Annotated in this window: 20 protein-coding genes; 11 read left to right on the top strand and 9 right to left on the bottom strand. The window is 39.5% G+C overall.

Translation table 11 applies throughout. The features are described 5' to 3' along the window. The first annotated feature begins 92 nt into the window (after positions 1 to 92). From AC5NT5_RS18940 to AC5NT5_RS18915, 6 genes are all read left to right on the top strand, one after another. Positions 93 to 491: a thiol-disulfide oxidoreductase DCC family protein gene (locus AC5NT5_RS18940; RefSeq protein WP_024594554.1), complete on the top strand. Its 399-nt coding sequence runs from the start codon at positions 93 to 95 to the stop codon at positions 489 to 491. Next, positions 488 to 1,210 (top strand): SDR family NAD(P)-dependent oxidoreductase, encoded by a 723-nt coding sequence (locus AC5NT5_RS18935; RefSeq protein WP_494513796.1) that lies wholly within the window; start codon positions 488 to 490, stop codon positions 1,208 to 1,210. The genes AC5NT5_RS18940 and AC5NT5_RS18935 overlap by 4 nt, the downstream gene beginning before the upstream one ends. Positions 1,211 to 1,219: 9 nt before the next feature. Next, a complete protein-coding gene (locus tag AC5NT5_RS18930; RefSeq protein ID WP_494513795.1) occupies positions 1,220 to 1,828 on the top strand; it encodes a flavin reductase family protein in 609 nt (202 codons plus the stop codon). A gap of 101 nt (positions 1,829 to 1,929) precedes the next feature. Further along, positions 1,930 to 3,150: a M24 family metallopeptidase gene (locus AC5NT5_RS18925; RefSeq protein ID WP_138490371.1), complete on the top strand. Its 1,221-nt coding sequence runs from the start codon at positions 1,930 to 1,932 to the stop codon at positions 3,148 to 3,150. A gap of 114 nt (positions 3,151 to 3,264) precedes the next feature. Further along, on the top strand, positions 3,265 to 3,924 hold the full coding sequence (locus tag AC5NT5_RS18920; RefSeq protein WP_494513794.1) for a DsbA family oxidoreductase: 660 nt from the start codon (positions 3,265 to 3,267) through the stop codon (positions 3,922 to 3,924). A 165-nt stretch (positions 3,925 to 4,089) separates the two neighbouring features. Then, positions 4,090 to 4,437, top strand: coding sequence for an energy transducer TonB (locus AC5NT5_RS18915; RefSeq protein WP_494513793.1), 348 nt, complete (start codon positions 4,090 to 4,092; stop codon positions 4,435 to 4,437). 77 nt (positions 4,438 to 4,514) lie between these two features. On the opposite strand, the gene AC5NT5_RS18910 is transcribed toward AC5NT5_RS18915, so the two are convergent. The 6 genes from AC5NT5_RS18910 to AC5NT5_RS18885 form a co-directional block, all read right to left on the bottom strand. Then, positions 4,515 to 4,793, bottom strand: coding sequence for a peptidylprolyl isomerase (locus AC5NT5_RS18910; RefSeq protein WP_002959014.1), 279 nt, complete (start codon positions 4,791 to 4,793; stop codon positions 4,515 to 4,517). A gap of 102 nt (positions 4,794 to 4,895) precedes the next feature. Beyond that, positions 4,896 to 5,318, bottom strand: a complete 423-nt coding sequence (locus tag AC5NT5_RS18905) for a thiol-disulfide oxidoreductase DCC family protein (RefSeq protein ID WP_494513792.1) — start codon at positions 5,316 to 5,318, stop codon at positions 4,896 to 4,898. Between the two features lie 27 nt (positions 5,319 to 5,345). Then, positions 5,346 to 5,873 (bottom strand): response regulator transcription factor, encoded by a 528-nt coding sequence (locus AC5NT5_RS18900; protein WP_494513791.1) that lies wholly within the window; start codon positions 5,871 to 5,873, stop codon positions 5,346 to 5,348. After that, positions 5,870 to 7,111, bottom strand: coding sequence for an ATP-binding protein (locus AC5NT5_RS18895; protein WP_494513790.1), 1,242 nt, complete (start codon positions 7,109 to 7,111; stop codon positions 5,870 to 5,872). The genes AC5NT5_RS18900 and AC5NT5_RS18895 overlap by 4 nt, the downstream gene beginning before the upstream one ends. Before the next feature lie 61 nt (positions 7,112 to 7,172). Then, positions 7,173 to 7,577 (bottom strand): nuclear transport factor 2 family protein, encoded by a 405-nt coding sequence (locus tag AC5NT5_RS18890; RefSeq protein ID WP_188161083.1) that lies wholly within the window; start codon positions 7,575 to 7,577, stop codon positions 7,173 to 7,175. A gap of 8 nt (positions 7,578 to 7,585) precedes the next feature. Further along, positions 7,586 to 8,893, bottom strand: coding sequence for a metal-dependent hydrolase family protein (locus AC5NT5_RS18885; protein WP_494513789.1), 1,308 nt, complete (start codon positions 8,891 to 8,893; stop codon positions 7,586 to 7,588). Between the two features lie 153 nt (positions 8,894 to 9,046). On the opposite strand from AC5NT5_RS18885, the gene AC5NT5_RS18880 reads away from it, so the two are divergent. Together AC5NT5_RS18880 and gloA2 are read left to right on the top strand one after the other, a co-directional pair. After that, entirely contained in the window at positions 9,047 to 10,126 is a 1,080-nt protein-coding gene (locus tag AC5NT5_RS18880; RefSeq protein WP_494513788.1) for a ketoacyl-ACP synthase III, read from the top strand. 70 nt (positions 10,127 to 10,196) lie between these two features. Beyond that, positions 10,197 to 10,583, top strand: a complete 387-nt coding sequence (gloA2, locus tag AC5NT5_RS18875) for an SMU1112c/YaeR family gloxylase I-like metalloprotein (protein WP_182681582.1) — start codon at positions 10,197 to 10,199, stop codon at positions 10,581 to 10,583. 39 nt (positions 10,584 to 10,622) lie between these two features. Here gloA2 and AC5NT5_RS18870 read toward each other — a convergent pair whose 3' ends face one another. Together AC5NT5_RS18870 and AC5NT5_RS18865 are read right to left on the bottom strand one after the other, a co-directional pair. Further along, positions 10,623 to 11,987, bottom strand: a complete 1,365-nt coding sequence (locus AC5NT5_RS18870; RefSeq protein ID WP_154902923.1) for a leucyl aminopeptidase family protein — start codon at positions 11,985 to 11,987, stop codon at positions 10,623 to 10,625. Between the two features lie 87 nt (positions 11,988 to 12,074). Further along, positions 12,075 to 12,497 carry a hypothetical protein gene (locus AC5NT5_RS18865; protein WP_002959004.1) on the bottom strand — a complete coding sequence of 141 codons (423 nt, stop codon included), beginning with the start codon at positions 12,495 to 12,497 and terminating at the stop codon, positions 12,075 to 12,077. Positions 12,498 to 12,600: 103 nt separating this feature from the next. On the opposite strand from AC5NT5_RS18865, the gene AC5NT5_RS18860 reads away from it, so the two are divergent. From AC5NT5_RS18860 to AC5NT5_RS18850, 3 genes are all read left to right on the top strand, one after another. Further along, positions 12,601 to 12,774, top strand: a complete 174-nt coding sequence (locus AC5NT5_RS18860) for an oxidoreductase-like domain-containing protein (RefSeq protein WP_154902924.1) — start codon at positions 12,601 to 12,603, stop codon at positions 12,772 to 12,774. 317 nt (positions 12,775 to 13,091) lie between these two features. Beyond that, complete coding sequence (locus AC5NT5_RS18855) at positions 13,092 to 15,674, top strand: TonB-dependent receptor plug domain-containing protein (RefSeq protein WP_182671103.1); 2,583 nt, start codon at positions 13,092 to 13,094, stop codon at positions 15,672 to 15,674. Between the two features lie 249 nt (positions 15,675 to 15,923). Then, positions 15,924 to 17,357, top strand: a complete 1,434-nt coding sequence (locus AC5NT5_RS18850) for a tetratricopeptide repeat-containing sulfotransferase family protein (protein ID WP_494513787.1) — start codon at positions 15,924 to 15,926, stop codon at positions 17,355 to 17,357. Here AC5NT5_RS18850 and AC5NT5_RS18845 read toward each other — a convergent pair. Further along, positions 17,354 to 18,262 carry an alpha/beta fold hydrolase gene (locus AC5NT5_RS18845; RefSeq protein WP_494513786.1) on the bottom strand — a complete coding sequence of 303 codons (909 nt, stop codon included), beginning with the start codon at positions 18,260 to 18,262 and terminating at the stop codon, positions 17,354 to 17,356. The genes AC5NT5_RS18850 and AC5NT5_RS18845 overlap by 4 nt on opposite strands. Positions 18,263 to 18,269 lie beyond the last annotated feature (7 nt).

The following is an 18,269-nucleotide window of genomic DNA, read 5'->3' as shown; positions in this document are numbered from 1 at the left end:
CTATTAATATCATCATGAAGAGATATTTAATAGATCCATTTGCAATGTCTTGTCGTAAAAAAGTATATATAAAATAATCACAAAGCAATTACATGATCATTTTTTACGACGGAAACTGTCCTCTTTGCAGCACCGAAATGCAGCAACTAAAACACGCAGACTCTAAAAATCTAATTACGCTTGAAGATCTTAACGCGAGCGACTTTAGTGAACGCTACTCGTATATTGATAAAGACAAAGCAATGAACTACCTGCAAGCCCAAAAGCAATCAGGTGAAATGATTTACGGGCTTGATGTAACGTACGAAGCATGGAAAATAGTGGGTAAACACAGCTGGTTGAAAATTTTTCGCTTGCCAATAATTCGCTTTTTCGCTGACTGCGGATACCTGTTATTTGCTAAATATAGGCACCCCATCAGTCGCTTTTTAATGCCAAATACTCAGTGCAGTAACGGCCAATGTGGACTAAAAGCAAAAGGTGATAAATGAAAACCATTGTTTTATTCGGCGCAAGCAGTGCCATAGCAAATGCATATATAGAACATTTACAAATAAATACGCCTACTCATCAGATAGTTTGTATTAGTTCAAAAAGTATTGAATCTGACTCTAGTGTTGTCCACCTGCATACTGACTATACAAAACAAAGTTTAGCGCTTGTTACTAATTACCTGAAAGAGCAAAATGCCGATATACAACAAGTTATTATATTCAATGGTACACTGCACAACGAAACCCATATGCCTGAAAAAAAGCTAGAGGATTTAGACGCTGAGTATTTTAGCCAACTTCTAAATTCAAACACCCTAACTCCCCTACTTTGTTTGCAGAGTATTTTGCCTCTTTTAACACACAAAACGCAGTGCACTATTACAGCACTCAGTGCGCGTGTGGGCAGCATCAACGACAATAAATTAGGCGGTTGGTATACGTATCGCGCCTCTAAGGCTGCGCTTAACATGCTATTTAAAACCGCAGCGATTGAACTTGCACGCAGAGCTAAAGATACCAAGCTCGTTTTATTTCACCCAGGGACTACTGATACTGCGCTTTCAAAGCCATTTCAAAAAAACGTACCCGCTGGAAAACTCTTTACAGCTGAATTTGTAGCCAAGCAGCTTTTTACACTTACTTTTAATAACCCTCATTTAGAACTCAATGGTGAGCCTGCCTACTTAGATTGGCAAGGCGAAACCATACCGTGGTAAGGACCTTTAATGCATTTTACTAAAGAACGCATAAACGCACTTGAAAAACATACCCGTACTCATTTAATTAATTCGCTTTCGGGTTTTAAAAGCGCCAACTTAATTGGCACGCAAGACAAACAAGGCAATACTAATCTCGCCATTGTTAGCTCAGTTATTCATTTAGGTGCTCACCCGCCGCTAGTTGGGATGATAATGCGCCCAAATAGCGTGCCTCGCCATACGTTCGAAAACATAATCGAAACTGGTAGTTACACCATTAACCAGGTTAATAAGGCTATTTATAAGCAAGCTCATCAAACATCAGCCCGCTACAATAAAGGCGAGTCGGAATTTACAGCGACAGGTTTAACGCCCGAATATTTAAATGACTTTGCAGCGCCTTTTGTTAAAGAAAGCCGCTTAAAGTACTCGGTTAAATTTGTAGAAAACCAACATTTAGCCATCAATGGCACAGAGCTTGTAATCGGTGAAATCACTGATGTGTATTTAGATGAAGTAGCACTTCAAAGTGATGGCTTTTTAGATTTACAGGCTATTGAAACGGTGGCAGTAACCGGGCTTGATAGCTACCACACAAGTAATAAACTCACGCGTTTACCTTACGCTAAAAAATAATATGCCATTTTAAGAGGCTATAAACTAATAGCCTCTTATCGCATAACATTGAATTTTACCTTGGTATTAATCACACTAGCTAAAAATCCAAGGAGAAAAATATGACCACCATCGGTATTGGTACACAATCAAGCGAGCAAGCGCTGGCAAGCCTAAGTAACATGACGCAAACGCTGACCCCTATCGCAGCTGACGAACATTTAGAGCGCATAGCCAAGGCTCAAGCGTATATGCTAGCAAACAACATAGATGCAATTTATTTAAACGCTGGCACCAACCTTACCTACTTTACAGGCATGAAATGGTACGCGAGCGAACGTATGGTTGGCGCGATATTACCCGCCCTTGGTGAAGTACAGTACATTGCGCCTTATTTCGAAATTGGTTCACTAAACGGGTTTAAAGTAATAGATGGGCCTATTCATGGGTGGCAAGAGCACGAAAATCCTTATGCACTTTTTGTCGAAGTATTAAAAAAGTTAAATATTAATGAAAACGCAACTATTGGCATTGATGAAAGCGCACAATTTTTTATATTCGACGGCATTAATAAAGCACAAATGGGTTTAACCCTCATAAATGCACAACCTGTAACGGCGCATTGCCGTATGCATAAATCAGTTCATGAACTTAGCTTAATGCAACGCGCGATGGACATGACCTTAGCCGTACATCAAGCCACAGCAAGCATGCTTTATGAGGGAATAACCACCACCGAAGTAGAAGCTTTTATTAAGCAAGCACACCAAAAAGTAGGTGCACCAGGTAACTATTTTTGTATTGTTTTATTTGGTGTTGCAACGTCTTTCCCGCACGGTGTTAAAGATGCCCAAATACTTAAAAAAGGCGATATGGTACTAATTGATACTGGCTGTAAAGTACACGATTACTTATCAGATATAACCCGTACCTATGTATTTGGCGAACCAACAATGCGCCAACGGATGTTTTGGGATCATGAAAAAGCAGCGCAAATGGCCGCGTTTAATGCAGCTAAAATTGGTGCTACGTGCGAAGACGTTGACGCGGGCGCACGTAACTATTTAGCAGCGCAAGGGCTAGGCCCGCAGTACCAAACACCGGGTTGCCCACACCGAACTGGTCACGGTATTGGGCTAGATATTCACGAATGGCCATACTTAGTTGGCGGTGATAAAACCCTACTTGCCCCAGGCATGTGCTTTAGTAACGAGCCAATGTTAGTTATACCCGATGAATTTGGCGTGCGTTTAGAAGATCATTTTTACATGACCGACAACGGCCCTCATTGGTTTACACAACCAAGTTATAGTATTGACGACCCATTTGGCCTTAACGCTTAAAACTGAATACCTTCAAGAGCAGCTGCTTAGCTGCTCTTTTTAGTTTGGTATTGATAAAGTGCAGTTCATCCCAATATCCCCTGTTATACCAAAGCAATCCTCAAAAGGATAAATATGAAAAACTTTAAAATTGATATCGTTTCAGACGTAATGTGCCCTTGGTGTGTAGTGGGTTATAAAAACCTAGAAACTGCACTAGAGAAACTCAAAGACGAAATGAGCGCAGATATTACGTGGCATCCTTTTGAACTAAACCCAGATATGCCAATTGAAGGTCAAGACTTAAACGAACACTTAATGCAAAAGTACAACTTAAGTGAAGAGCAAGGCGACGAAAATCGTAAAAACATGTTCGAAGCCGGTCAGCGTGCTGGGTTTACCTTTAATTTTGATGGCAAACGTATCATGATCAACAGCTTTGATTTGCATCGTTTATTAATGTGGGCACGTGAAGAAGGTAAGCAAACGAAGCTAAAACTCGCCTTTTTTGAAGCGCACTTCACAGATTTAAAATACTTAAATCAAGAAGAAGCGTTGCTCGACGTTGTTGAAAAAGTAGGTCTTGATAAAGAAACTGCACGCGGTATTCTACATTCAGACAAATACGTACAAGACGTACGCCAAGAGCAAGACAACTTTAAACAGATGGGTATTACGTCAGTACCTACGTTTATCATAAACGATAAGTATGCACTTACTGGCGGACAACCAAGCGACTCGTTCATTCAAGCACTAAAACAAATTAGTGAAGAAGAAGCTAAGCAAGACGCTTAATACACAAATAAAGTTTAAAATTAAGAAAGGCTGCACATTGCAGCCTTTCTTGTATATTCATCAGTTCAAAAAAGACAAATTTATTATTTACCTTGAATCTCTTTTGGTGTCATTATAGAAACGACCTCTAACAAATCGATAATAATACCTACAAAGGGATTTATAATGAAATATATAATTACAACATTGACGTCACTGTTTCTTTTAACCGCTTGTTCGACAACACATCTACCTGATAGCCCTAACGCTACACTGATAATGCCCAGTCCTCCGGAGTATCCAATTAAAAGTGTCCGTGAAAAAATTGAAGGTAGTGTGACAATGTCTTTTGATGTAGATACATCTGGTAAGCCAGTTAATATTAAAGTGATTAAAGCTGAGCCTGTGAAAATTTTTGATAAAGCAGCGATTCGCTCTCTTTCTAAATGGCGTTACGCACCTAAAGTAGTTAATGCTATTGCGGTAGTTGATAAAGACTTAGAAATGACTATAGATTTTAATTTGGCTAAATAATAACTAACTAACTAAAAAAGGCTGCACATTGCAGCCTTCTTCTATATAGCGAAGATTACTTCTTACTTAAAAATAAACTAAGTACGATAAAGTACTTTAATTACATGCCAGCCAAATTTTGTTTTAACTAGGTGGGGTTCTAAAATTGCGCCTTTAAATGCAATTTTGTCAAACTGTGGAACCATTTGTCCGCGTCTAAATTCACCTAAGTCACCGCCTTTTTTACCCGATGGGCATGATGAGTATTTTTTAGCTAAGGTCTGAAACTTTGCACCTTTACCTAATTGCTTAATAATATCTTCTGCAATCTCTTTGTGCTTTACCAAAATGTGAAGTGCATGTGCTGTGTTTGCCATGAAAAAAGCCTTTTATACCGTTAGCTAAAATTAAACGCGGCGATTTTAACACAACCCTATAAACCTAGCATCTACTTATACTGCAGTGTATTAACGCCTAATTTATAAATAATGTTTAGCATTATCTGGGTTGGGAATTCTGCAATACTGATATTTTCCAAATAAGGTATAGCGGTTTAAAGCAACCCTATCGTATAACCAATTATTAAAACTATTTGGCAAAATACTAAATACGTTTGCTAGCTTGTATGGGTAACCTAGCTGCTTAACAACATTAAAAAAAGCATGGCTTTGTGTAAATACTTTACCATTTTCAACAAGCACCATTGAGGCATATTCAGTTGTTGAAAAACCAAAATGCGTTAACAGCAATTCCCCTTTTGGAGATTGCACGCGGCATAATTTAAAAATAGTATTTTTATCGTGAGCAATAATAAAATTACACCACGCGCTGCACAGCTTACATTGCGCATCAAATAATATAATTTTTTGATTTTGCATGAGTGCTGCTGCATCATCGCTCATAACACTTTCCTTAAAATAAGTACTAAATTACTGTTGCACCGGCTTTTTTTGTAACTTGCGCTGCAAAGTACGCCTATGCATATTAAGTTGCCGCGCGGTAACCGACACATTGCCATTATTGCTGTGCAGTACTTGTTGAATATGCTCCCACTCTAAGCGCTCCGGCGACATAACCGCATCATCAATAACATTCGATGCCAATGCCACAGGCTCGGTGTTAAGCGCTTTTAATAATGTTGCCATATCAACCGGCTTAGTAAGGTAATCGTTTGCACCTAACCGCATTGCCTCTACTGCGGTTGCAATACTTGCAAACCCAGTTAGTAAAACAATATGAGCTTGGGGGAGCAAACTACGCAGCGGCTTTATGAGTGTAAGTCCGTTATCGTCGCCTAGTTTCATGTCTAATAAAACAAAGTCGGGCAATAATTTACGCGCAGCAAGTAACGCATCACTTTGGTTATGCACCACCTCGCAGGCAAAGCTTTGTTTAGCTAAGCGCCTTGCCAGTGTGCTGGCTAAATTAATGTCGTCTTCAATTATAAGTAACTTCATGAGGCGTTATTCTCAATGTTTACAATAGCGAGTTTAACTTTGGCGACAGCGCCGCCATCTGCATGGTTAAACAAGGTAAGTGAGCCATTTAAACGCTCAAAAGTAACGTTTGACAAAAGCACAGCAAGCCCCATTCCTTGATCGCTTGGCATAAGTTGCCCGCCAAGCTCTGCTAATTGCGATGATGAAAAGCCACGGCCAAAATCGCGAATTAACAAGTAAACGCATTCACTATGTAAGTTATCTTGCTGCCAACTCAGCTCTAATTGAGTTTGGCCTTGTTTTTGATTAGCGAGCGCGGCATTTTGCAATAAATTTAAAATAGCAGGCAATAACATCGCATCACTCAATAGCGTTGCCGCAATAGGTGGCGTTATCCATTTAATGTGCTGATCAGGGTATTGCAGTAAAAGCGTATCTGTAATTTGCGTTTGCAGTTGCTTTACGGTGGTATGCTCTTGCGAATTTTTAAGGCGTAATTGCTCTGAGAGTTTTCTAAAGTCGTTAAGTTGCGTACTACACTGAGTAAGCGGCGCTTGCATGTGCTTAACAATAGGGTTATTTGGCTGGTCTTCTAATAACTCTTCAAACAATAGCTGTAAATTTGCAATTGGGGTCGCTAGTTGATGGGTGATTTGTGCAGCAGCCCCATCAAGGGTAACAAGCTGTTCATTACGCAATTGTTTTTCACGCACGTTTGCAATAATTCGCTCTCGCTCTTTAAGTGCCCTGCTCATTGCGCCAATAACAAGTGCGATTACGCTGGCACTTAAAACAAAATTAACCCACATGCCAATAAAATGACCACTCATATTCATTTGATGCATACTGTGATCGGGCATCTTTATAAGTAGCAAACTGTATGCGGCAATGGCTAATACCGCAATATAAGCTAATCCTTTTTCTCGCAGCGTAACAGCAGCGATCATTATTGGGAGCAATAACAGCGAAACAAACGCATTAGTTGCACCGCCGCTTAGCGATAGTAAAACCGTTAAAAATAATACGTCTGCAGTTAACTGCATCAACATACCCAAAGGTTTAGCACGGCTTACATTACGATAAGCAAATAGGCTAATAAGCTGAAACACAGCCTCAACGGCAATAACAATAAGTAGAGGCAGTAATGCAATTTGATGTTCTAGTAAAAAATAAACGCTAAGTACCGCAATTAATTGCACGGCAATAGCGCCGCTTCGCAGCATTAATAATCGACTAATGGTGGGGTCGGTACGCATTAACAACAGGTTATTGCCCAATCAAATGTTTAATAAGGTTATTTTAACGGTTATATGATTTTTAATCATCATCCATCGAAATTGAAAACGGCGCACAAGGCGTTCCTTGGTGAAACACCATTTTCCATTGTTCATTACTTTTACGCCAAAGCGACATACGCAATGAATAATTAAACTCAGCGCGAGCAGAGCGCCTAAAAGCAGCTTGGTAACTAAGTTGCACTACATCATCGCTTAGCATTCGGCCCTTAAAATGCTGATTATAAAACTGTGGCACAACCTCGGTAGGTAAGCGGGTAAGTACTTGGTATTTATTAAATGTAATGCCATTGGCAGCAATTTCGATAAATTCATCATCGAGTAAAGCGTCTAATGCGCGCTCAGATTGGCGAACTTCTGGGTCTAGTAACTGGCGCTCAGCGTCAATCAAATGATTAAATAACGACACTTTTATTTTGCTGCTCATAACCTTCCCTATTGTTTATAAACTTGCCCGGCTTTCATAACAAATTGTACGTTTTTAAGTACGTCGATATTTTTAAGCGGTGAGCCATTCACACTGATAATATCTGCTTGTTTACCAACACTCAAGTCGCCAATGAGTGCGCTTTGCCCCAGCAGTTTAGCTGCATGTATGGTTGCTGATTTAATAGCTTGGGCTTCGCTCATACCATTGTTTACCATTAAACTAAACTCGTTAGCATTGAGCCCATGACGCGACACCCCAGAGTCTGTTCCAAAAGCTATATTAACCTTGTTTTTCAGTGCAAGTTTAAACGAAGCCTGCATTTTTGGAGTCACTTCACGCACTTTGTCGGCTATTGCCGGTGGCATATTTGGGTTTGTAAGCACCTCTTCACTTACCGTTGCCCCCGCTAAAAGCGTCGGTACTAAATAAGCCCCCGTTTTTTTAAATAACTTTATTGCCTCTTTATCTAAATAAGAGCCATGCTCAATAGAATCTACACCGGCTTTTAAGGCCGCTTTTATACCTTGTGTACCGTGTGCATGGGCTGTAACTTTACGTCCTAAGTGGTGAGCCGTATCAACAATTGCAATCAGCTCTGCATCTGTAAGTTGTTGGTTAACCCCAGCAGCAGTATTACTTAGTACTCCACCCGTGGCAGTAATTTTAATTACATCAGCACCACTTTTAATTACCTCGCGTACCGCACGGCTACAATCATCCGCGCCATTACAAATACCAATCCCGCCTGTAACCGCATCTGTAATATCTTTTCGATATCCGTGCATATCTGCGTGTCCGCCGGTAGGCGATATTGTATTACCCGCTGCAAAAATGCGAGGGCCGTTAATATCATTTCGCTCAATAGCACGTTTTAGCGGAAATATAACTTTGTGATCGCTACCTAAATCTCGCACTGATGTAAAACCCGCATCGAGCGTACGTTGTAAATATTTAATTGAGCGCAAAGCATAATCGGCGTCATATTCTGTTGCCCAGCGGTGAGGGTTTGCTTTAGCATCTCGCTCAAACGTTACGTGAACATGCATATCAATAAGACCAGGCATTACAAATTGATTTTTAAGATTGATAATATCGGCATCAGGTAGGTTAAGTTCTGCTTTTGTGAGGTAGCCGTTTTTAATGGCTGTTATTGTATTATCTGTGATGACTAACGTTTGCTCTGTTTTTACTTTTTGATCTTCGGATGCAAGTAAACTGCCCGCATAAATAATTTTATGCTGTTGAGCAAAAGCCCCATTTGTTATTAATGCCAGCGTTATTGAAGTTAATGTTGTTATTAGTGTTGTTTTCATACTTGCTCCTTTTTTATACTAGCATTACCTTAAATAACCTGTAATTGCGAATATTTACGATACAAAACATGCTATAAACTAGTCTTGAAAGCCGTTTTTTGGTATAACTCCCCCATTAGTAACACATGTCAGACCACCTTAAGAGAACATACTATGCCTTACGCACATATCACTGGTTGGGGTAAATGCATTCCACCAGCAAGCATTAGCAACGATGAAATTAGTGAAATAGTTGATACCACCGACGAGTGGATAACCACGCGTACAGGCATTAAATCTCGCCGAGTGAGTCATGTAAGTACCGCTGAGCTGGCAACCGTTGCTGCTAAGCATGCTATTGCGTGCGCAGGCATTGATCCTAAAGATATTGATTTAGTGATATTAGCAACCTGTACACCTTCTACTGTTGTGGCAAATACCGCCTCACAAGTGCAAAAATATATAGGTGCAACAGGCGCTGCCGCAATGGATACAAACGCGGCATGTTCGGGTTTTTTATATGCATTGCAAGCTGCTACAGCACAAATTCAAGCGGGTATGATCAAAAAAGCAGTCGTTATTGCCGCTGAACGTATGACCTGGTATGTAAACTGGGCACGTCGCGACAGCGCTGTTTTATTTGGCGATGGCGCAGGTGCAGTAATACTTGAAGCTGCCGATACGCCAGCGGGTTTACTTGGTACCAAAACCGGTTGTGACAGCGAAGACCGCGATATTTTACACATCACCAACTTTGGTAGCGATTTAAATAAGTATGAGCCAATTGGTCCTTCTGATTTATTATTTGAAGGCCGTGAAATTTTTAAACGTGCTGTAAAAGGTATGAGTGAAGCCTGCGACGACGTACTTAAGCAAGCTGATTTGAGCCTTGACGACATTAATGTACTCGTTCCACACCAAGCTAACTTACGTATTATTCAGGCTATTCAGCATCGCTTAAAAGTACCTGACGAAAAAGTAATGGTTAACATTGGTGAGTATGGCAATACCTCTGCTGCGACTATTGCTATTGCGTTATGTGAAGCGGTTGAGCAAGGGTTAATTAAACCGCATTCAAACATTATGTCTGCAGCATTTGGTGCAGGCCTTACGTGGGCTGCAAGTTACATAAAATGGGGCGAACGTGTAACGCCTATTAGTGTTAGCGATGCTGCTTTACCACCATGTGATCAAACAGGTTTAGAGCTTGTAGCACCGGCCGTTAAAGCATGTAAAGAAGCGCAGCCTAGCTAGCACAACATGTAATAAGCCACATTTAAAACGCACTTATTTAAGTGCGTTTTTGCTTTTTAAGGAATTAAATTTGAAACTTTTAGGTATTCATCACGCTGCTATAATTTGTAGTGACTATGCACGTTCTAAACACTTTTATAGCAATGTACTTAAACTTAACGTTATTAATGAGCACTTTAGAGCTGATCGTAATTCATATAAATTAGATTTAGCCATGCCCGATGGTAGCCAAATAGAGCTATTTTCGTTTGATGGTTCGCCCGAAAGACCCAGCTATCCAGAAGCACAAGGCTTAAGACATTTAGCTTTTAAGGTAGCGGATGTACAGATTGCAAAAACGTATTTAGAGTCGTGCGATGTAAACGTTGAGGATATTAGAGTGGATGAAATAACCGGCAAAAAGTTTACCTTTTTTGCCGATCCAGATAACTTGCCACTTGAGCTTTATGAGGTTTAAAGCTCATAAAGCTCAAGTTCTTACTATTGAATTAAAAACTTACTTATTAAAACGATTTTGTAAGTAGTTAAATACAGCACGAATACCTAATGCTTCACCACCCGTTGGACGACCTGGTAATGCACGTAAGTTCCATGCCATTACATCAAAGTGTACCCACGGTGTTGTTGGTTCAACAAATTCTTTTAAGTAAAGCGCTGCGGTAATAGCACCACCAAACGGTGTGCTTGCGCAATTTGCCATATCGGCTACATCACTTTTTAGTAAGCTTTTGTATTGCTCAAACAACGGAAGTTGCCAAACAGGGTCATGTACACTTAAACCGGCGTCAATAATGCCATTTGCTACATCGCGCTCTGTTGAGAAAAAGCCCGGAAGCTCCGTGCCCAGTGCAACACGACATGCACCCGTGAGGGTAGCAAAATCAATAATTAGCTCAGGATTATCGTTTTGCGCTTCGCTTAATGCATCACACAATACTAAGCGGCCTTCAGCGTCTGTATTATCAATTTCGACCATAATACCTTTGCGCGTTTTAATAACATCGCCTGGGCGAAATGCATTGCGCGATACCGCATTTTCAACCGCTGGTACAAGTACACGTAATCTAATTGGTAAGTTAGCTGCCATAATAAGCTGCGCTAGTGCAATTACATGCGCCGCGCCGCCCATGTCTTTTTTCATGTTACGCATGCCAGAGCTCGGTTTTAAATCAAGTCCGCCTGAGTCAAAACATACGCCCTTACCGACTAGTGTAATTAATGGAGCATCTGTCGCGCCCCATTTTAAATCAAGTAAACGCGGTTTATTTTCGCTTGCACGACCCACCATATGAATAGTCGGGTAGTTTTGCTCTAGTAACTCATCGCCAACCCACTGTGAAAATTCGCCATTGTAAGTTGCAGCTAAATCTTCCATAACTTGCGATAAATGTTGCGGCATCATATCTACCGCTGGAGTATTAACTAAATCACGTGCAAGTGTAATGGCATCAGCTTGTTGGCTAATGCGTTCATATAACGCTTTATCGCTAATGGCTAATTGCGCCTTTGCTGTTGGTTTTTCTTTGTATTCACTAAATTCGTAACCACCAAGTACAAACCCTAAAGCAACCTGCTCTACAAAAGCGCTGTCGCCTTGAATTTGATAAGTACCTGTAGGAAGTGTATTTGCTAAATTACCCGCAGCCCAAAAATCATCGCTGCTTTGCATTAAACAAAATACCTGGCTTAACTCGCCCGTTTTAGCATCAGGAATTAAAGCAACACCTTGCTTTTCAAAACCTGTATTAGTTAACCAATTTTGTATAAATGCAGGCTGCTGTGCTTGCCAGTCAGATAATTCGTTTTTAAGAATAAAAGATAAAGGAATACCAGAAGATGTATGACGTAGTAATGCACTCATTAAAAAGCTCATATAATATAAAAATGGTACTTAAGAGCATATCAATAAGCGCACCTAAAAGGTATCGCTAATTTGAAGGGATTTTAGCTACTTTTTTAAGCTGTTTTTAGATTCTTGCTTTTGATTTTCTTGATCTATTTTAGCATCTAGTTCTTTAATAGATTTGTTCATATTAAACGAACTTGGCAGTACATCAACTCCCACCAAACTCCCTAATTTAACAACTAAAGGAATTGTAAGCGGAGCAAAAGGTAATACAGCAAATACACCGAGCCCTAACCCTTTTAAAATATCAACAAATTGCTCATTTGCGCGTTTTAACTCTTCTTTACTTGTGTGGCCTTGAGTGTAACGCCTATAAATAGAGAGCATTTCTTTAGTTTCTTGTTTTTCTTGGGCGAGTGCGATTTTAAGCGCCACCATAGCACGGCGAAAACGCAGCTGTTGGCGTTTTTTACTAATTTTAACTACCCGCCAAGGTGCACGGTGAATAACTTTATATAATCGCATAACTTTTATTTTCACACAGCAGCACAGGTTCACAAAGAATAATTTACTTTCAACACCCTTTAACTTACCCTTTGCACCAAATTAGTATTAAATACATACAACAATGCAGAATATAACAAATCAATTACCGCAAAAACCTGAAAAACCAAAATCTGATGAATGTTGCGGTGGTGGCAGTTGCTGTCCCTGCGTATGGGATGAATACAAAGAAAAATTAGCAGCTTGGCGGTACGCACAAAACATTGAAAACCCCACAAAAAAAGATACAAATAAATAACATTTAAATGCAGTTAGCGCATTAATATTCCCCTCAATAGCCTTATTTGCACTTATTTAGTTCGTTTTAGTTTTACTTTGCACCACTGTTGCATTTTTTCTTAAATTGAATCTTTTTGTTATCAAACGGTTAATTAGTAATTGCCCTTCCTGTTTTTTATCTATAGTCTGTAGATAGGACTTCACAAAAAGTAAGCTTAATTGATTAGGCTTTTGAGCTAAAACCTCAAACTTATGTGAAACAAAAAATTAAGTTGAAAACAAATGATGTGAAATTCACATCAAAAATAAGAATTATTCTAACTGGGGAAAATTAGAATGAAATTAAAAAGTAATGCGCTAAACCAAGCAATCAAATTTGCTTTAGCTACAACCACTGCAGGGTTATTTATTTCTGGATCTGCTATTGCGGCAGACGAGCAGGAACAAACTAAAGTAAATAAAAACGTTGAGAAAATTGCCGTAGTAGGTACGCGTTCAGCTCCTCGTTCAATAGGTGACTCACCGGTTCCAATCGACATTATTGGCGGCGAAGAGCTTGAAAAGTCAGGTAACACTGACATGCTTGAACTTTTAAAAGGTGCAGTACCATCGTTTAACGTACACCAAAACCCTATCAGTGATGCGGCTTCTCTTGTTCGTCCAGCTAACTTACGTGGTTTACCGTCAGACAGCACATTGGTTCTTTTAAACGGCAAACGTCGTCACCGTGCTTCTGTAATCGCATTTTTAGGCGGTGGTATCAACGATGGCGCGCAAGGCGCAGATATTTCAGTTATTCCAAGCATTGCGATTAAACAAGTAGAAGTACTTCGCGATGGCGCGGCTGCGCAGTATGGTTCTGATGCAATCGCCGGTGTAATGAATTTCCAACTAAAAGACGCTTCAGAAGGTGGTAAATTAGAAATCCGCCACGGTCAATTTTATGAAGGCGATGGCGATACAACACAAGTGTCGGGTAACGTAGGTTTACCGTTTACCGACAATGGTTTTGCTAATTTAAGCTTTCAATATAAAACAGCTGATGCAACAAGCCGTTCAGTTCAACGTGCCGATGCTGCAGCACTTTCAGCTGCCGGTGTGCCTGAAGTATCTTCTCTTGCACAAGTATGGGGTGCACCAGAAGTAGATGACGATATTACTATTTTTGGTAATGTGGGTTTAGAGCTAACAAACGACTCTGAATTTTACATGTTTGGTAACTACTCTGAACGTGATGTACGTGGCGGTTTTTATTACCGTAACCCGCAAACACGTTCTGGTGTTTACTCAAATGATGGTGGCGAAACACTACTTGTTGCCGACACAACACCTGATATGAGCGCTAACTGTCCAACTATCACAATAACAGACGGCAATGTACTAGATGATCCTGCTTACATAAATGGTGTAGCAAACAACCCAGATTGTTTTGCCTTTAATGAGATGCTTCCAGGTGGCTTTACACCTAACTTTGGCGGCAACATTACTGATACTTCTTTAACTATTGGTACTAAAGGTCGATTCACTGGTGGCTTCTTAAAAGATACTTACTATGACTTAAGCGGCACTGTTGGCTTAAATGAATCACGTTACTTTATTTACGACACGGTTAATGCCTCTTTAGGTGCAGATACACCACGAGACTTCAGCCCGGGTAAATACGAACAACTAGAGAAGAACTTTAACTTTGATTTATCAAAAGGTATCGACTTTGGTTTAGCTTATGATGTAAACATTGCCGGTGGTTTTGAATGGCATGAAGAAACATTTACTATCGTCTCTGGTGATGAAGAATCTTACACTGCAGGCCCTTTAACAGCACAAGGTTTTGGTATTGGCTCTAATGGTTTCCCTGGTTTTAAACCATCACAAGCAGGTGAATTTTCTCGCCGTAACTATGCAGCATATGTTGATGTTGAAGCACCGTTTACTGAAGACTTTTTAATGGGCGTAGCACTTCGATTTGAAGATTACGACAGCTTTGGCACTACCACTAACTATAAAGTAATGGCTCAATACCATTTAACTGAAGATTTAAATATTCGTGGTTCTGTAAGCAGTGGTTTCCGTGCACCTACAGTTGGTCAAGCTAACGTAAGTAATGTACAAACAAGTTTAGATGGCGGTGTATTACAAGATTCAGCGCTTCTTCCACCAACAAACCCAATTGCAGTGCAATTAGGTGGTACAGAGCTTGAGCCGGAAGAATCACAAAGTTATACGCTTGGTGCTGTATACACAATTGGCGAATTATTTTTAACGCTTGATTACTACAACATCCAAGTAGATGACCGTATTAGCCAATCAGATAAAATCAATTTAAGCCAAGCAGACAAAGATACCCTTGCAGCAGCAGGAGTACCTAATGTACAAGGCCTTGCTCAGGTAAGCTTTTTTACAAATGACTTTGACACAACAACACAAGGTATCGATTTAGTTGCAAACTATACAGCTGAATTAATGGGCGGTAGCTCTACATTTAGCCTTGCATATAACTGGAATGATACTGAAGTAACTAAATTTAGTGAAATTACAGGTGCGTTTAAAGTTAAGCGTTTAGAAGAAGATTTACCTAATCATCGTGCAACGTTCACATTGTCTCAACAATGGGAATCAGTTTCTGCATTTGCTCGTGCAAACTACTACGGCGAATACCAAGGTGTTCACGTTGATTATGATGCAACAGCTAAAACAGCAGATGCTGCAGTCACTATTGATGCTGAAGTAACTTACTTTTTAAATGAATCAGTTAGCTTCTCTGTAGGCGCTCAAAACTTATTCGACCAAGATGCTGAAAAACTTGATTTTGCAGATGCAACGGGCATCCCTAATAACAACTGGGGTGGTCAGTTCTACGAAACATCTCCGTTTGGTATTAACGGTGGCTTTTACTACGCTAAAGCAACATATACTTTTTAAACTATTTTCATGAAGAACCAAAGGCGAAATGTTAAAGACATTTCGCCTTTTTAATTTTATAGTTAATAAAAATAATAATGAACAATACCAATTGCATTGAATAAGTGTTCTATTATAGCGCTCAGAAAATAGCGTAATTACAAGGCGAAAACTATGATATATAGTTGCTCTATATGAATAATTTTTAACGCAGTGAGTACGCTATTTAATGCGATAGAATGATTATTTTTTAATAAAATTGGTATAACTATGCTACTTGAAAAAGCCAACCAACTACTGCAACAAAATAAACTCAAAGAAGCCGAGTTACATTTTAAAGCAATTTTAAATAGTAACCCTGAAAATGGTGAGGCTTTATTTGGCTTAGGCAGAATTGCCTTACGACTAGAACGTTACGACGCTGCTGTATACCTACTCCAAAAAGCTTGTGAGCGCTTGCCTCATATGCTTGAACCATTACATGCCCTTGCTGATGCATTTAACGGTGTTCATTCGCCAAACGATGCACTAACGGTGCTTGAATACGCAAAAAAATTAGCAAGTCATAATCCAGAACCTCATTATTACTTAGCACAGCACTATTTAACACATGGCGAGTTAGATAAAGCTCATACAACTTTTGCTCATGCACTCAGCATTGGTGTATACCCTGTAACAGCCTATATTTTATTTGAACTTGTACAATTAGGTCGCTTTGATAAAGAACATAATTATGTAAGTAATTTGCACCACTTATTAACTCAAACGAGTAATTTACGTTTAAAAATGGTGTGTTACTACGCATTAGCAAACAGTTACGATGCACTTGAGGATACCGAGCAAGCATTTAATTATTTTATATTGGCGAATAAATTACAAAAAAAATTAAGTGAATTTAACACTAAAGATTTAACCCCTTTTTACGATGAAATAATAAAATACAACACCGAGGAGTTTATAGCCTCTGCCGATAAAAAGTTTACGGGTAATATCACACCTGTATTTATTATTGGCATGCCTCGTAGTGGTTCTACCCTTGTGGAGCAAATGTTGGCAAGCCATAGTCAGTTTTCGAGCCTAGGAGAGAGCACGAGTATTAGTAATAACGCAGTTGCTTTTATCGAACAAAAAACGGGAGTGACTTACCCGCAATGTTTAGCACATTTAACGCCGGATTTAATCAAAAAAGCCCGCGAGCTGTATATCACAACATTAAAAACAGCATCGCCCATCAGACCTTTTATAATAAATAAACTGCCGAGTAATTATCAGTCGCTCGGACTTATATATATTCTATTTCCAAATGCTAAATTTATAAATTTAAGTCGTGATTTTAATGCCACCGCATTTTCTATCTTCACTAATTACTTTGCTGAAAACGAGCCTTACTTTTGCTCACTACCTGAGTTTAAGCTTTATCATAAGTTGTATAAAAAACTGATGAGCCATTGGCACTCTTTTAAAGAGATGCCAATTTATGATGTCAGTTACGAAGATTTAGTGAATAACCCAAAAGAGCAGCTAACGCAGTTACTTGGTTTTTTAAACTGTAGTTTTGAAGAGCGCTGCTTAGCGTTTTATAAACAAAAAACACCGGTAACGACCTTGAGTAAACATGCTATTCGCCAACCTATTAATAATGCCGCAATTGCTAAGTGGGAGCGTTACAAAACACCTCTTCTAAAGTTACTTGATGAGAATTAATTAATCGGATGTGCTTTAAACCAATTAAGTAAATCTTTAAATTGATCATCACGCGCACTTGGGTGGGTAAGCATATTAATATGATCGTAATCAAAATTATGCCCGTGTTTACGACCGTAAATTTGCATTTGTTGAATGCCTAGCCCCGATTCGTCCATAAATTTTTGAATATCGATTGGTTGCGCTAATGCTTTATCTTTTACCGCAGCAATATGAAGCGTTGGCGGTAAATGCAGGTTGTTTAGCGCTTTTGCATAATCAAAATTATCATCAGAATCTATCCATGGCTTCTTTTTAGCCCATTGCATACTTTGATAATGCGACTTTTGAGTTTCGTTATCGCTGCCCCACTTATAACCTTTAGCATTTAAATAGCCATGTTTTTTAGCAAGTAAAGGCGCCATAAAATACCAAATTAAATTGGCTTGTAATAATTTTTGAGGATGATTATTAAATAAAGAACGCTTAGAGCCAAAATACACACATGCTTTAACGTCGTTAATATATTCTGGAAAACGTGCAAACGCGCTGTTCATCAATACCCCGCCCCAAGAGTGAGCAACCCAGTAGTCTGGCTTTTTGCCTTCAATCAACTCTATTTGCTTAATAAAGGCAGGGATGTCTTCTAGGATAGACTCAGTTTGTCCATGTTCGGACTCACTCGAAATGATTGGCTTGCTATCACCTCGGCCACGTAAATCAGCCACATAACATCTATACCCATGCTCAGCTAAAAAAGGGGCAAGTCCTTTATTAGAGTGCGTGTAAAAAATCTTACCGTTTTCTATTGCTCCATGCATAAAAAATACGATGGGCCCTTGCTGATCTTCATCGCTAATACGGCGTAAATGAAGAGTTTGCTGAGAGTCTAAATCAACTATTATTGATTGCTGAGAAATTGCCACAGTTATT

This window comes from Pseudoalteromonas sp. J2K-J599, from assembly GCF_059295115.2.
Note: the sequence above shows the minus strand (reverse complement) of the source record. Positions and strands in the feature narration are given on the sequence as shown.